Origin of the sequence: Mesorhizobium sp. M0800 (assembly GCF_040320095.1) — a bacterium.
Lineage (GTDB): Bacteria > Pseudomonadota > Alphaproteobacteria > Rhizobiales > Rhizobiaceae > Mesorhizobium.
This window is the reverse complement of record NZ_JAMYOZ010000016.1, coordinates 1-12,593: the sequence shown is the minus strand read 5'-3', so window position 1 is coordinate 12,593 and position 12,593 is coordinate 1. Positions and strand designations below refer to the sequence as shown.

The following is a 12,593-nucleotide window of genomic DNA, read 5'->3' as shown; positions in this document are numbered from 1 at the left end:
ATGCGCTTCCGCGAAACCCGCTGGCCGATTGAACCGGTCGCCGTCCTTTGGATGGCGGTCGGATGGCTGGGGTTTGCCGTGCTGCCCTGGTACGGCATCGAGGACGGGTTCTTCGGCTTTTCCTGGCTGTTCGACGGTTACCCGTCCGACAGCGAATTCGCGCCGGCACTGGTTCTGGCTCTCAAGGGCGAGAAACTGTGGCTGGCGCCGCTCGGCCTGCTGCTGGCGGTGCCGCTGCTTCTGTGGGGCCGCACCAAATCCGATCCGGTTTTCAGCCGGCTGCTGATCATTGTCGGCGCCGCCGGATTTGGCTGGCTGTTGTTCCAGGGCTTCGCCATCGGGCTGCGCGGTTGGCAGTTCGGCTGGCTCACCAGCCTGTTCGGCGAACTTGGCGACCGCCAATTCGGCATGGGCTACGGCGCCTTGCTGGTCAGCGGTGCCTTTCTGTTCCTTTTCACCCTGGGTGTTGCCGCGCGCGGCGCCGTCTCTGGCGACGTCTTCGTCGTCGGCTCGATCGGCTTTGTCGTCGCCATGGTTGCCATTTTCATCTTCATGCCGATCCTGATGATGCTGGCCAATGCCATGCAGACCGACGACGGCGGCTACTCGCCTGTCGCGTTCCTGGCCAAGCTGTTCAGTTCGCGGCTGTGGAGCCTGGCTTGTCTTGCCGGCGGCAGCCGCTGCGGCGTGGCCTGGAATTCGCTGCTGCTGGCCGTGCTCGTCGGCCTGCTGACCATGTTTCTGGGGCTGGTGTTCGCGCTGGTCGTGACCCGTACCGGTTTCCGCCACGGCAAGCTGCTCCGCGCCCTGACCGTGTTGCCGATCATCACGCCGGCTTTCGTCATCGGCCTTGCCATCATCTTGTTGTTCGGACTGTCAGGGGCAGTGACGCAGAGCGTGGCCGGTCTCTTCGGTTTCCAGCCGACACGCTGGGTATATGGACTTCCCGGCCTGCTCATTGCCCAGGTTCTCGCCTTCACGCCGATCGCCTTCCTGGTGCTGATGGGCGTCGTCGAAGGCGTCAGCCCGTCCATGGAAGAGGCCTCCCAGACGCTCCGAGCCAGCCGCTGGCAGACCTTTTGGACCGTATCCCTGCCGCTGATGCGGCCGGGCCTTGCCAACGCCTTTCTGCTCGGCTTCATCGAGAGCATGGCCGATTTCGGCAATCCGCTGGTGCTGAGCGGCAATTACGACGTGCTGTCGACAGAAATCTTCTTTGCCATTGTCGGCGCGCAGAACGATGCGGCACTTGCCGCGATCCTGGCGCTGGTGCTGCTGGCCTTCACGCTCGGCGCCTTTTATGCGCAGCGCTTCTGGATCGGCAGGCGCTCTTACACCACCGTCACCGGCAAGGGCGACGCCGGCGTCCATCCGCGCTTGCCTGCCGGGCTGACATACGCGCTCTATGTCATCGCCGGACTGTGGACGGCATTCACCGTACTGGTCTACGCGGTGATCTTCTATGGCAGCTTCGTCAAGCTGTGGGGGGTCGACCAGAGCCTGACACTGGAGCACTACCGCAAGGCGTTCTCCGTCGGCTGGAACGAATTCGGCATCCACTGGTCGGGCTCGGCATGGAGCTCCTTCTGGACGACCATGGAGATCGCGCTGATATCGGCGCCTCTGACGGCCGGGATCGGGCTTCTGACCGCCTATCTTCTGGTCCGCCAGAATTTCCGCGGCAAGAACGCCTTCGAATTTGCGACCATGCTCTCGTTCGCGATTCCGGGAACCGTCATCGGCGTCAGCTACATCATTGCCTTCAACGTGCCGCCGATCGAGCTGACCGGGACCGGCATCATCCTCGTACTGTCGTTCATCTTCCGCAACATGCCGGTGGGCGTGCGCGCCGGCGTCGCCTCGATGTCGCAGATCGACCGTAGCCTGGATGAATCCTCGCTGACGCTTGGCGCCAACTCGTGGCAGACCTTCAGGCGCGTCATCCTGCCTTTGCTGAGATCGGCAATGCTGGCAGCGCTCGTCTATTCCTTCGTGCGCGCCATGACCGCGATCAGCGCCGTCATCTTTCTGGTCAGCGCGCGCTACGATCTCTCGACCAGCTACATCGTTGGACGTGTCGAGAACAATGAATACGGCATCGCCATCGCCTATTCGACGGTGCTGATCGTCGTCATGCTGATGGTAATTGGCTTGATGCAGCTGCTTGTCGGCAGCCGCAATATCGGCCGGCGCGGCATCCAGCAGGGCGACGGCGGCTGGAGCGTGCGCACCAATGTCAGCCTGCCCGGAACGGCCGGCGGCCCGACCACAATAGCAGGAGCCGGGTGATGGCCGAAATTCGCAGCAACGCCGCCTCGGTAACCTTCGACCATGTCACCAAGACATATCCGGGCGCCAGCATGCCGGCGGTCGACGACATCTCGCTTGCGATCGAAGCCGGCAAGCTGGTGACCCTTCTCGGGCCCTCCGGCTGCGGCAAGACGACGACGCTGCGCATGATCGCCGGCCTTGAAATGCCGTCCAGCGGCCGCATTCTGATAGGCGGCAAAGATGTCACCCGCCTGCCCGCCACCGACCGCGACGTGTCCATGGTTTTCCAGTCCTATGCACTGTTTCCGCACATGACGGTGATGGAGAACGTCTCCTATGGCTTGCGTTTCTCCGGCCATGACAAGAAGGAGGCTGCGTCTCGGGCCCGTGCCGGGCTGGAATTGGTCGGCCTGACCGGTTTCGAGGCGCGCCTGCCCAGCGAACTGTCTGGCGGCCAGCAGCAGCGTGTTGCGGTGGCGCGCGCGCTGGTGCTCGAACCGCAAGTGCTGCTGTTCGACGAGCCGCTGTCAAATCTCGACGCCAAGCTGCGCCGGCACGTGCGCGAGGAAATCAGGGAAATCCAGATCAAGCTCGGGCTGACGGTGGTCTATGTCACACACGACCAGGAAGAGGCGCTGGCGGTTTCGGATCGTATCATCGTCATGAACAAAGCGGTGATCGCACAGGACGGCACGCCACGCGAACTCTACGACGCACCGGCCAACGCTTTCGTCGCCGACTTCATCGGCGAAGCCAATATCCTCGATTGCGAGGTGATTTCGGTAGAAGGTGATGAAGCCACCGTCCGGCTCGGTTCGCTGGCCTTGAAACTGCCGGCGCGTAGCCACCGGGCCGGGCCGGCGAAGCTGGCCGTCCGTCCGAGCCGCATCGGGATCGGGCCTGCCGGCAGGCCGCGGACGATCACCGGCAGGCTCGAAAAGGTCACCTATATCGGCAGCCATCTCGAGCTTGTCATCGCCACGCCGCACGGCCAGGTGTTTGCAATATCGCACGATATCGATGCGCCGTTTCAGGCGGGCGACGATGTCGGGGTCGGCTTTCCGGAGCGCGGACCGGTTCTGATCAAAGCTTGAAGGATTGCACGCAGAGCTGGTGAACCTGGGCGAACACGCCGCCACCGCTGCAAATCACCAGCGCGCCGTTTTCCAGCACCGTCTTTGGATCGGATTTGACGACCATGCCGCCGGCTTCTTCCACCAGCAGCATGCCTGCCAGGCAGTCCCAGGCGTTCATGTGCTCTTCGACATAGCCAAGCAGCCTGCCGGCCGCCACATAGGCAAGCATCAGCGCGCCGGATGCGTTACGGAAAAACACGCCGCCCTTGGAAAACAGCAAGCCGATGAGCGTGGCGACGTTTTGCGTATCGACGCGGTTGGAAAAGCCGGTGCCCAACGAGCCGTCGGTCAGGCTGGTGGCCGCGCTTGCCCTGATCGGCCTGCCGTTGAGAAAGGCGCCGCCGCCCTTGCGGCAATGGAAGGTTTCGCCCGTGGAGGGCTCGTGGATGACACCCACGACCGTGTCGCCGTCCAGGGCGCAGGCGATGACCACACACCAGGCCGGAATGCCCCGCACGAAGTTCGCGGTGCCGTCGATCGGATCGATCACCCAGACATGCGCGCTCGATCCGGTGACCGAGGCATGCTCCTCGCCGACAATTCCATCGGTCGGGTAGGCGGCTTTCATTGCCGCACGGATGAACAGCTCGACCTCGCGGTCAGCCTGCGAGACCATGTCCTGATGACCTTTGCTCTCGATGGCGAGGCTGTCGAGGTCGCGAAAATACTTCAGGCCGAGCGCGCCGGCGCGCCGCGCGAGATCGATGGCGAACTGTTCGCGCGTTGCTGTTTCGGGTGTCATGAGATCCTTGGGATGCGAATGTGATCTGAGGAAAATACCCCAGCCAGAGAAGCTTAGCGGTGAAGATAAGAGTGTGCAAATGACGAGCCCTGCCTTTTGCGGGGCGGCCCCGAGGCCGACCGACCTTCCATGCGCCCGACAGCGACAGTCGCGCTCATACGGGTCCGGTCATGTCGCCGTCGACATAGATGATCTGGCCGGTCATGAAGCTCGACGCGTCGGAAACCAGGAAGATCGCGGCACCGCCCAGTTCATCGACCTCGCCCACGTTGCCAGCGGCCGACCAATGCCGCGGCTCAATCCGGAAATTAAGGCGGTTTTACCGGCGAGGCCGAACAGGTCCGATAGGTCATCAATGCTTTGTTTCCCCAGAGATGCGGCCAGAGACAGGCGATCGAGGCCCCTGCCGGACATCGTAGGCGCGGACGACCGCTGTCAGCAATGGCGAGATTGCCGGCGATAAACGCCTATCCCCGCCAGACACCTTCGCGGCGCAGATCGTCCATCGTGCGCGAAATGCCTTCGCGCAGGATCGACACCATGTCGTCGATCTGCTCGCGCGTGATGATCAATGGCGGCGACATCACGCACATGTTGATCAGTGGCCGGACCAGCAGGCCGAGCTCGTGGCAACGCGCGTCGATCCGCTCGGCACCTTGATCCGCCTCGCTTATGACCCCGAGGCTCTGCTGGCGATGGCAGACTGAACAATTCTTAGCGCAGCAATGCGGCCGGCGACGATGGCGCCCTCGACGTAGCCCGGAAATGATGGCGACAGCTCCGACGAGGCGAAATGGATCCGCGACGCGCCGGCGCGGATAATGCGTTCGGCATCGGTTGCCGTCGCATCGACGATCAGATCGCTGTAACCGCCGCCGCTCCAGCGATCCCCAGTCCAGTCGCGATAACTGAGATCGATGATGCCGGCCGCCTCGAGACCGAGCGCCTCTTCCAGCTTTGACGTCACCTTTGCGCGCAACGCCGCGTCGTCCAGATCCCGCCAGCGCTGCGCCAGCGGCCCGCCGATGAAGACGACAAGGGCTGCGTGATCCTCGTCCCTGCTGGCATCGCAGGCAAAAAGCCCGTGCGGGTCGCGCCACATCACCATGCCGCTCAAGCCCCTGTCGCGCCAGAAAGCCTTGGGGTAGCGCACCAGCATTTTGATCACCGCGCCGCTTTGCCAGACGCCGAGGGCTCTCTTCAGCACAGCCGGCAGCGGCGGCACGAAATCCACTCTCGAGGCCATCATCGGCGGTACGGCGACCAGTACCGCTCGTGCCTCGATCGCGCCGGCCGGCGAAACGACGCGAACCCCTCCCGGCCCGTGCTCAATGGCCTCGACAGCTGTATTCAGCCGCAGTCGATCGCCGAGATCCCGCGCAAGATCATCCGCTAGCGAATGCATGGTTTCGCCCACGAAATACTGCAGCTCCGACACCTCGTTGGTGATGCGGCGATCATTGTCGATCAAGTACCACAGCGGCAGCCTTTCCATTGCCAGGCACCACAGGCCCTCGATCATCGACCGAAAGGCGGCCTTCGCATCGTCGGGATCGGCCTGGCGATCGAGCCATGCCGCGACCGTCAAGCCGGCAATGGTCGGGTCGGTGGGTGCGATCGCATTCATCCGCTCGCGCATTCGCATCGCGGTGCCGTAAGTGCGCCCGGCTTGCGCCTCGCTCATTCGCGGCTGCGTGACGAATTCGCCTGCGACATGGGTCTCGACCAATGTCTTGCTGCGCGCTCGCACCAGCGCCATTAATTCCGGCATGTCTTCGCACAGGAACTGGCCGCCGCTGTCGATCCGCTCGCCGAGCCCGTTCTGCACGGCTTCGACGCGGCCGCCGACACGGTCGCGGGCTTCGAGCAGCACGACATCGATGCCGGCGTGGTTCAATTCACGCGCGGCCGACAGGCCGGTGAAGCCGGCGCCGACGATGGCCACATCGGCTCGTTCGATCTTGAACTTCATTAGCCGGCCTTGATCTTCTCGAATGTCAGGGGCCGGATCATTGTCTTCATTGCTGGTCCACCCTCTTTTTGATGGTTCACGCCTGCCTGGCACCGCGGGCTGCAGAGTTCGGATAGTGCTTGGGGAATGCCGCAGACAGGAACTCGTTCGCGGCCTGCAGCGCCGTCTCGCGTGTGGCGTCCTCGGTGCCCATCATCAAATGCAGCCACAGACCATCCAGCATGGCGCTGAGCGCCAGCGCCATGACTTGCGGCTCGTAGGCATAGAAGCCGCTCTGCTTGAGCGCCACGCAAAGATCGATGAATATGTTCTGGTAGACGGCATCGCGTGCGCTGCTCAGCGCCTGATATTTCGGTCGCGATTTGGCCTCGCCCCAGAAGGCACACCAGGCAGCCAGCTTGCGCTTGTTGCAGATCGAGCGGTTGAAATCGGCTGCCACCAATGCCTGCAGCTGGCGGGCGGGATCATCGCCGGCCCTTTGCAAGGCGCTGCGCCAATGCGCCGAATACTCGTCATGCATGTATTGCAAAGTGGCGACGAGCAGCTTCTCCTTGCTCTCGAAATGGAAATTGACGATGCCGCGCGACAGGCCGGCGCCGTCGGCGACGTCGGCCATAGTCGTTTCCGAATAGCCGCGCTTGGCCAATGAATCGATAGTCGCTTCGATCAGTTGAACCTGCCTTGTCTCTTTCGACGCTTTGCGGCCGCGCTTTTCGGAATCGCTTTTTCGCGCCGGTTCGAGGAGGGCTTCGCGCGCCTCTGTTGTCTTCATCGGGGTGATGGTCTCCAGCATCGCCGGCTAGCCGATCGGCTTCGGCCGCGAAGATCAGTGGGACGGTGTTTGCCACTGTCAAGCACCTTCTGCACGGCTGCCCATATTCGAATGTTCTCGTCGAGATTGCATCCTTGGAGAAAACGACGTCGAAGGCACCGTCGGCGAAAGGGCAGCGATCCCGGCGATGCAGACCAGATCAGCGCCGCCGAGCCCGCCTGCAGCGGACCTTGGGTCGAGATCTACGCCAGGCGCGAGCTGCAATATCAAAAGCTGCTGAGGCGTGCCAAACTGGCGCCGCGGCTGGTCATCAAACTCGACCGCCGCACCAGTCCGCCCGCGGATTTCTAAATATGGCCGACGACACCGACAGTCCCGAACTCGACACCGAAGCCGCCGAACAGTGGCAGCTGATCAACACGCCGCTCGGCGAAAAATGGTCGGGCCGCACCCGCTATGCCGCGGCCATGTTCTTCTACAAACGCGGCGAGATGAACGCCGAGACGCTCGAGGTCTACCGCATCTGCGCACGCCTGGATTCGACGGATCCGCTGCCGATCATCCGTGATCGCGGCATTGGCCAGGACTGGCTTAAACGCATGGGTTTCGAATAGTCCGCCCCCAAAACGCGTTCCGGTCAAGCCGGCATCACCCGCTTAGCCGATGGTCCTTTCCAGCATGCCTAGCCAGTTGCGATAGGCGATCTTCTCGATCAGCGCGCGCCCGAAGCCGCGTGCCGCGAATGCGTCGAGCAGTCTTGGCAGGCCGGCAACATCGCCTATCACGGCCGGGATCATGGCGCCGTCGAAATCCGAGCCTAGGCCGACGCCGTCTTCGCCCAGCGCCTGCAGCAGCGAATCGACATGGCGCACCATGATGTCGAGGCCGGTGTCGGCGTTCATCCTGCCGTCCTCGCGCAGGAACCCGGTGGCGAAGTTCAGCCCGACCATGCCGCCGGAGTCGCGGATCGCGCCGAGCTGCCATTCGGTGAGGTTGCGCGAATGGCCGCAGATCGCGTGCACGTTGGAATGGGTCGCGACCAGCGGTGCGTCGCTGATCTCGACGACGTCGCGGAAACCTTTTTCGTTGAGATGCGAAAGATCGATCATGATCTTCAGCTGGTTGCAGGCTTTCACCAGCGCCTTGCCGGCATCGGTCAGCCCCGGCCCTGTATCGGGCGACGAGGGGAAGCGGAACGGCACGCCGTGGCCGAAGGCATTGGAACGGCTCCAGACGATGCCGAGCGAGCGCAGGCCGGCTGCGTGGAGGACATCGAGCAGGGTGAGCTCAGGGTCGATCGCCTCGACCCCTTCGATATGAAACACCGCCGCAATCGAGCCTTGCGCCATCGCCTTCCTCACATCGCCGGCGCTGCGGCAGACGGTAAGCGCCGAAGCCCGCTCCAGCCTGAACAGGATCGAGGCCATCGCTACGGTGGAGTTGAGCGCATCGGCGCGCGGAACCTCGGGCGGCAAGGGCTCGCTGTCGCTCGGCGCCAGCGGCACCGCGCCGCGTTTGGATTTCTCGACAGGCGGCGGGAAGATCGCGAACATGCCGCCGGCAAACCCGCCTTTCTTCGCGCGCGGCAGGTCGATGTGGCCACCCGGCGTCCCCTCGACGAACAGCTTTTCGACGTCCGCATCCTTCGACTGGTAGAGCCGGAGCAGCGTGTCGTTGTGGCCGTCGAAGACGGGAACGAGATCGGATTCGGTCATGGAGGGCCATTCGGTTGAAGTGGTCGGACCGCGGACGGCGAGCCGGTTGCTGGCAATACTTAGGCAAGGTTGGCGCTCTGCGCAAATCCCGTATGTTTGCCCCTTGCGTTTGTACGCCTCCGATAGCCAAAGGGGCACGCGGTAAAGCCGCGCACCCCTTCTCCTGTCATTCATCGAGGGGCTGTGCTTACCGCTTCAGCACGTCCGCCCATTCCGGATGGCGGCGGAACTGAGCATTGGCGAACGGGCAAAGCGGGATGATCGTCTTGCCCGCCGCACGTGCATCCTCGACGGCACGGGTGACCAGGCGAAGCCCCGCGCCCTGGCCGCGAAATGCATCCGGCACTTCGGTATGGTCGATGATGATCTGGTGCTCGCCGACCTTGGTGAACGTCATCTCAGCCTCGGCGCCGTCCGGCCCACGCAGGAGATAGCGGCCCTTCGAGCCGCGGTCCTCCAGCTCGATCTCCGGCAATAGGTCAGACATGGCTTGCGGTCCTTTCATCCGGCGCAAGGGCAAACAGTCGCCGCGCCGCCTCGATCTCGGTCGGCCGCACCTCATGGCCGCCGTCATGCCACTCGACTGTGACATCGGCGCCATCGGCGCGCAAATAGGCTTCAAGCCGCGCCGTCAAATCAGGCGGACAGATCGGGTCCCGCCTGCCGGCGGTGACCAGGATGCGGCTGCCGCCAAGGCTGCCCTTGACCTCCGGCTCGAACGGGATCAGCGGATGCATCAGCACCGTTGCGTCGAACAGCGACGGTTCGGCAAACAGCACCGAGGCCAGGATGTTGGCGCCGTTGGAGTAACCGAGGCCGAGCACCGAAGATGGCTTTGCCGCCTCGATATGCGTCTTGACGAAGCCGGCCATCTTGTCCGTCGCTCGCGTGAGGTCGCCCATGTCGTAGACGCCCTCGCCGGTACGGCGGAAGAAGCGTGCGCCGCCTTGTTCCGAGACATCACCGCGAGGGGCGACGATCGTCGCTTGCGACGCAAGATCGCGCCCAAGCGACAGAAGCTGGGCCTCGTCGCCGCCGGTGCCATGGAAGACGAAGAGCAGCGGTCCATCAGGTGAACCGGGCAGCACCTTGTGAATATACGAATCCTTGCTCATGATCTTGCCCTCAGTCTTCCAGTTTCTGCAGATGCTGCTCGAGATAGGGCCGCAAATGCTGGTGTTGCGACGGCAGCTTCAGCGCCTCGCCAAGATGGGCGGTATCCTCGTCGCGGTCGAAGCCCGGCTCGTTGGTAGCGACTTCGAACAGCACGCCGCCCGGTGTGCGGAAGTAGATCGCCCAGAAATAGTCGCGGTCGATTACCGGCGTCACTTGATAACCGGTGTCGAGCAGCGCCTTGCGCACTTCGAGCTGCTTGGCGCGGTTCTCGACGGCAAAGGCGACATGGTGGACCGAGCCGGCGCCGAGATTGGCGAAGCCGGCCCCTGGCAGCGATTCGATATCGACGACATCGGCGCCGTTGCCGTTCTTCACCGCCAGCCGCCTGACATTGCCGGACTTGTCGATCTCCTCATAACCCATGAATTTCAGCAGCTCTTCGGTGGCGCCGCCATCTTTCAGCCTGAGCGACACCGAGTGAAAGCCGCGGATCGCCTCGTCGGTGGGAATGCCACCCTTGGCCCATGGCGCACGGTTGTCCGCTCTGTCCTCGACCAGCGCAAACCCGTCGCCGTCGGGACCGGCGAACGCAAGACGCTTCTCGCCGAACGTCTCCTCGCGGGACAGCCCAGTGACACCTTGCTCGGCAAACCGTTTCTCCCAATAACCGAGCGTGCCTTCGGGCACCGAGTAAGCGGTGGTACCGACTTCGCCGACTCCATGGCGGCCTTTGCCGATGTTCGGGAACGGGAAATAGGTCATCACCGAGCCGGGCGTGCCGACCTCGTCGCCGTAATAGAGGTGGTAGACGTCGGGTGCGTCGAAATTGACTGTTTTCTTGACCCGGCGCAGGCCGAGCGTGCCGGTGAAGAATTCGTTGTTCTGGCGTGCATCGCTGGCCATCGAGGTTACGTGATGCAGGCCCTTGACCTGGTCGAGCATGTTTCTGCTCCTTCCCTTGCGCTGGTGCGGCCCTTGCCGCTGTCCACGCAAATATGAGCATCCGCCTCCTGGCCGCAAAGGCGGCAAACACAGAATGGACTGTGCTGTTAAAGTGAACGATCAAGCAGGTTTTGTTCACCATTCGGCGAACCGGACCGGCTTGCATACTCGCCGAAATTGCGCTCCATGAGCGACGCATGTAGCCAGCATGAGGATACAGCGGTTGAGTGGAAAACGCCCCAATATTCTCCTGATCACCTGCGACCAGTGGCGGGGCGACTGCCTGTCAGCTGCTGGCCACAAGGTGGTAAGGACGCCGAATGCCGACGCGCTGGCTGCCGAGGGCGTTTTGTTCCAGAAGCACTATGGCGGCGCCGCACCTTGCTCGCCGGCGCGCGCCTGCCTCTACACCGGCCTCTACCAGATGAACAATCGTGTCTGCCGCAACGGCACGCCGCTCGACGCCCGCCACGGCAACATAGCCCTCTGGGCACGCGCCCTCGGCTATGATCCGACGCTGTTCGGTTATACCGACATGGCGCGCGACCCGCGCACGCTGGCGCCTGGCGACCCGCAGCTGAAAAGCTATGAAGGCGTGCTGCCCGGCTTCACCGTGCGCCAGCTTCTGCCCGAGCACCAGAAGCCCTGGCTGTCATGGCTCAAGGCGCGCGGCGTCGATGCCGGCGCCGGCTCCCCCGCCATTCACCGCCCGGCGGGCGAAATCCTGGAAAACGACGGCGCGATCAGCAACGGTCCGCCAATCTATTCGAAGGACGAGACGCCGTCGGCCTTCCTGGCCGGCGAATTCATCCGCTGGCTCGGCGAGCAGGAGCGCGATGCCCCGTGGTTCGCGCATCTTTCCTTCATCAGCCCCCACCCACCCTTCATCGTGCCGGCGCCTTACAACGCCATGTACGATCCGGCCATTGGTCCAGCTTTTGACCGCGCCGAAAGCTGGCAGGCCGAAGCAGCAAGTCACCCTTATCTCGCCTATGAACTTGACCGGCAGGAACGGTCGAAATTCCGTCCCGGCTCGGAGGGCAAGGTGCGCGACTGGGGCGACGACAATTTTCGCCGCATCCGGGCGCTCTATTACGGCATGATCTCGGAGGTCGACGCGCAGCTTGGCCGTGTCTGGCAAGCGGTCAAGGCGGCCGATGCATGGGACGACACCGTCATCGTGCTGACCTCAGACCACGCCGAGATGATGGGCGATCATTTCATGCTGGGCAAGGGCGGTTTCTTCGACGGCAGCTTCCATATTCCGCTGATCATTCGCGATCCGCGCCGCCGCAAGGCTGCCGGCAGCAGCGTCGACCGCTTCACCGAGGCGGTGGATTTGGCGCCGACCTTGCTTGAGCTCACTGGGCTCGAGCTCACTGGCGGCGAAGTGCTGCCGCATCTCGACGGCCGCTCGCTGGCGCCTTTCCTGGACGCAACGGAGCCGGACAATTGGCGCGATGCGGCGCATTGGGAGTTCGATTTCCGCTCGATCGCGGATGGTGATGCCGAACGGTATTTCGGCATCGGTTCACGCCAGTGCAATCTCGCCGTCATCCGTACGGAAAAGTTCAAATATGTGCATTTCGGCGGCGGCCTACCGCCCTTGCTCTTCGACCTGAAGAAAGAGGCCGGCGAGCTGACCAACGTCGCTGACGACCCAGCCTATCTGTCGGCGCGGCTGGAACTTGCCGAGAGATTGCTTGCGTGGCGGGCCGAGCATCTCGATCAGTCGCTGGCGCTCGCCGAATTGACGCAGGGTGGCATTGCCGGCCATGTCGCCGGCCTGCCTTTTCCCTCAACATGAGGAAGCCCCCGGGCGCGGGGGGGGGGGGGGGGGAGAGTGGGCCGCAAAGGTAGTCTCGACACATATAGGCTGGGTGTTGGTACTGGTTGTAGCTGAGGGACGGTGAGTATCATGCTCAAA

The 12,593-nt window shown here is 63.4% G+C and carries 12 protein-coding genes and 1 pseudogene; 4 read left to right on the top strand and 9 right to left on the bottom strand.

Translation table 11 applies throughout. The annotated features are described in order from the left end of the window. Both NKI18_RS19060 and NKI18_RS19055 read left to right on the top strand, forming a co-directional pair. Complete coding sequence (locus NKI18_RS19060; RefSeq protein ID WP_352458281.1) at positions 1-2,289, top strand: ABC transporter permease; 2,289 nt, start codon at positions 1-3, stop codon at positions 2,287-2,289. Then, positions 2,289-3,365, top strand: coding sequence for an ABC transporter ATP-binding protein (locus tag NKI18_RS19055; protein ID WP_352618812.1), 1,077 nt, complete (start codon positions 2,289-2,291; stop codon positions 3,363-3,365). Before NKI18_RS19060 ends, NKI18_RS19055 begins: the two co-directional genes overlap by 1 nt. Here the strand turns inward: NKI18_RS19055 and NKI18_RS19050 are convergent. The 5 genes and pseudogenes from NKI18_RS19050 to betI all read right to left on the bottom strand — a co-directional run bounded on the left by NKI18_RS19050 (position 3,355) and on the right by betI (position 6,914). Further along, positions 3,355-4,149, bottom strand: coding sequence for an inositol monophosphatase family protein (locus tag NKI18_RS19050; RefSeq protein ID WP_352618810.1), 795 nt, complete (start codon positions 4,147-4,149; stop codon positions 3,355-3,357). The genes NKI18_RS19055 and NKI18_RS19050 overlap by 11 nt on opposite strands. Before the next feature lie 154 nt (positions 4,150-4,303). Continuing rightward, positions 4,304-4,450, bottom strand: a complete 147-nt coding sequence (locus NKI18_RS19045) for an SDR family oxidoreductase (protein WP_502894852.1) — start codon at positions 4,448-4,450, stop codon at positions 4,304-4,306. Positions 4,451-4,616: 166 nt separating this feature from the next. After that, positions 4,617-4,799 (bottom strand): annotated as a pseudogene (locus tag NKI18_RS19040) (aspartate aminotransferase family protein); the annotation flags it as partial. 20 nt (positions 4,800-4,819) lie between these two features. Then, positions 4,820-6,121 (bottom strand): flavin monoamine oxidase family protein, encoded by a 1,302-nt coding sequence (locus NKI18_RS19035; RefSeq protein ID WP_352618807.1) that lies wholly within the window; start codon positions 6,119-6,121, stop codon positions 4,820-4,822. A gap of 76 nt (positions 6,122-6,197) precedes the next feature. Then, complete coding sequence (gene betI, locus NKI18_RS19030) at positions 6,198-6,914, bottom strand: transcriptional regulator BetI (RefSeq protein WP_502900721.1); 717 nt, start codon at positions 6,912-6,914, stop codon at positions 6,198-6,200. 332 nt (positions 6,915-7,246) lie between these two features. Between betI and NKI18_RS19025 the strand changes: the two genes are divergently transcribed. Next, positions 7,247-7,507, top strand: coding sequence for a hypothetical protein (locus tag NKI18_RS19025; RefSeq protein WP_023678557.1), 261 nt, complete (start codon positions 7,247-7,249; stop codon positions 7,505-7,507). A 42-nt stretch (positions 7,508-7,549) separates the two neighbouring features. Here NKI18_RS19025 and NKI18_RS19020 read toward each other — a convergent pair whose 3' ends face one another. From NKI18_RS19020 to NKI18_RS19005, 4 genes are all read right to left on the bottom strand, one after another. Continuing rightward, the gene (locus tag NKI18_RS19020; RefSeq protein ID WP_352618803.1) at positions 7,550-8,608 is read right to left on the bottom strand and encodes a dipeptidase; all 1,059 of its coding nucleotides are present in this window, start codon (positions 8,606-8,608) and stop codon (positions 7,550-7,552) included. Positions 8,609-8,795: 187 nt separating this feature from the next. Continuing rightward, positions 8,796-9,095, bottom strand: coding sequence for a GNAT family N-acetyltransferase (locus NKI18_RS19015; RefSeq protein ID WP_352618800.1), 300 nt, complete (start codon positions 9,093-9,095; stop codon positions 8,796-8,798). Then, on the bottom strand, positions 9,088-9,723 hold the full coding sequence (locus tag NKI18_RS19010) for an alpha/beta hydrolase (RefSeq protein WP_352618797.1): 636 nt from the start codon (positions 9,721-9,723) through the stop codon (positions 9,088-9,090). Before NKI18_RS19010 ends, NKI18_RS19015 begins: the two co-directional genes overlap by 8 nt. Before the next feature lie 10 nt (positions 9,724-9,733). Continuing rightward, positions 9,734-10,666, bottom strand: a complete 933-nt coding sequence (locus NKI18_RS19005; RefSeq protein WP_352618794.1) for a VOC family protein — start codon at positions 10,664-10,666, stop codon at positions 9,734-9,736. 208 nt (positions 10,667-10,874) lie between these two features. On the opposite strand from NKI18_RS19005, the gene NKI18_RS19000 reads away from it, so the two are divergent. Continuing rightward, positions 10,875-12,473, top strand: coding sequence for an alkaline phosphatase family protein (locus tag NKI18_RS19000; RefSeq protein WP_352618792.1), 1,599 nt, complete (start codon positions 10,875-10,877; stop codon positions 12,471-12,473). The last annotated feature ends 120 nt before the right edge of the window (positions 12,474-12,593 follow it).

Excerpts from the sequence above, each read along its gene's own strand:
- NKI18_RS19025 (WP_023678557.1), top strand. The coding sequence starts at position 7,247 with ATGGCCGACGACACCGACAGTCCCGAACTCGACACCGAAGCCGCCGAA.
- NKI18_RS19060 (WP_352458281.1), top strand. The coding sequence starts at position 1 with ATGCGCTTCCGCGAAACCCGCTGGCCGATTGAACCGGTCGCCGTCCTT.
- NKI18_RS19010 (WP_352618797.1), bottom strand. The coding sequence starts at position 9,723 with ATGAGCAAGGATTCGTATATTCACAAGGTGCTGCCCGGTTCACCTGAT.
- NKI18_RS19055 (WP_352618812.1), top strand. The coding sequence starts at position 2,289 with ATGGCCGAAATTCGCAGCAACGCCGCCTCGGTAACCTTCGACCATGTC.
- NKI18_RS19015 (WP_352618800.1), bottom strand. The coding sequence starts at position 9,095 with ATGTCTGACCTATTGCCGGAGATCGAGCTGGAGGACCGCGGCTCGAAG.
- NKI18_RS19020 (WP_352618803.1), bottom strand. The coding sequence starts at position 8,608 with ATGACCGAATCCGATCTCGTTCCCGTCTTCGACGGCCACAACGACACG.
- NKI18_RS19050 (WP_352618810.1), bottom strand. The coding sequence starts at position 4,149 with ATGACACCCGAAACAGCAACGCGCGAACAGTTCGCCATCGATCTCGCG.
- NKI18_RS19005 (WP_352618794.1), bottom strand. The coding sequence starts at position 10,666 with ATGCTCGACCAGGTCAAGGGCCTGCATCACGTAACCTCGATGGCCAGC.
- NKI18_RS19000 (WP_352618792.1), top strand. The coding sequence starts at position 10,875 with ATGAGGATACAGCGGTTGAGTGGAAAACGCCCCAATATTCTCCTGATC.
- NKI18_RS19035 (WP_352618807.1), bottom strand. The coding sequence starts at position 6,121 with ATGAAGTTCAAGATCGAACGAGCCGATGTGGCCATCGTCGGCGCCGGC.
- betI (WP_502900721.1), bottom strand. The coding sequence starts at position 6,914 with ATGCTGGAGACCATCACCCCGATGAAGACAACAGAGGCGCGCGAAGCC.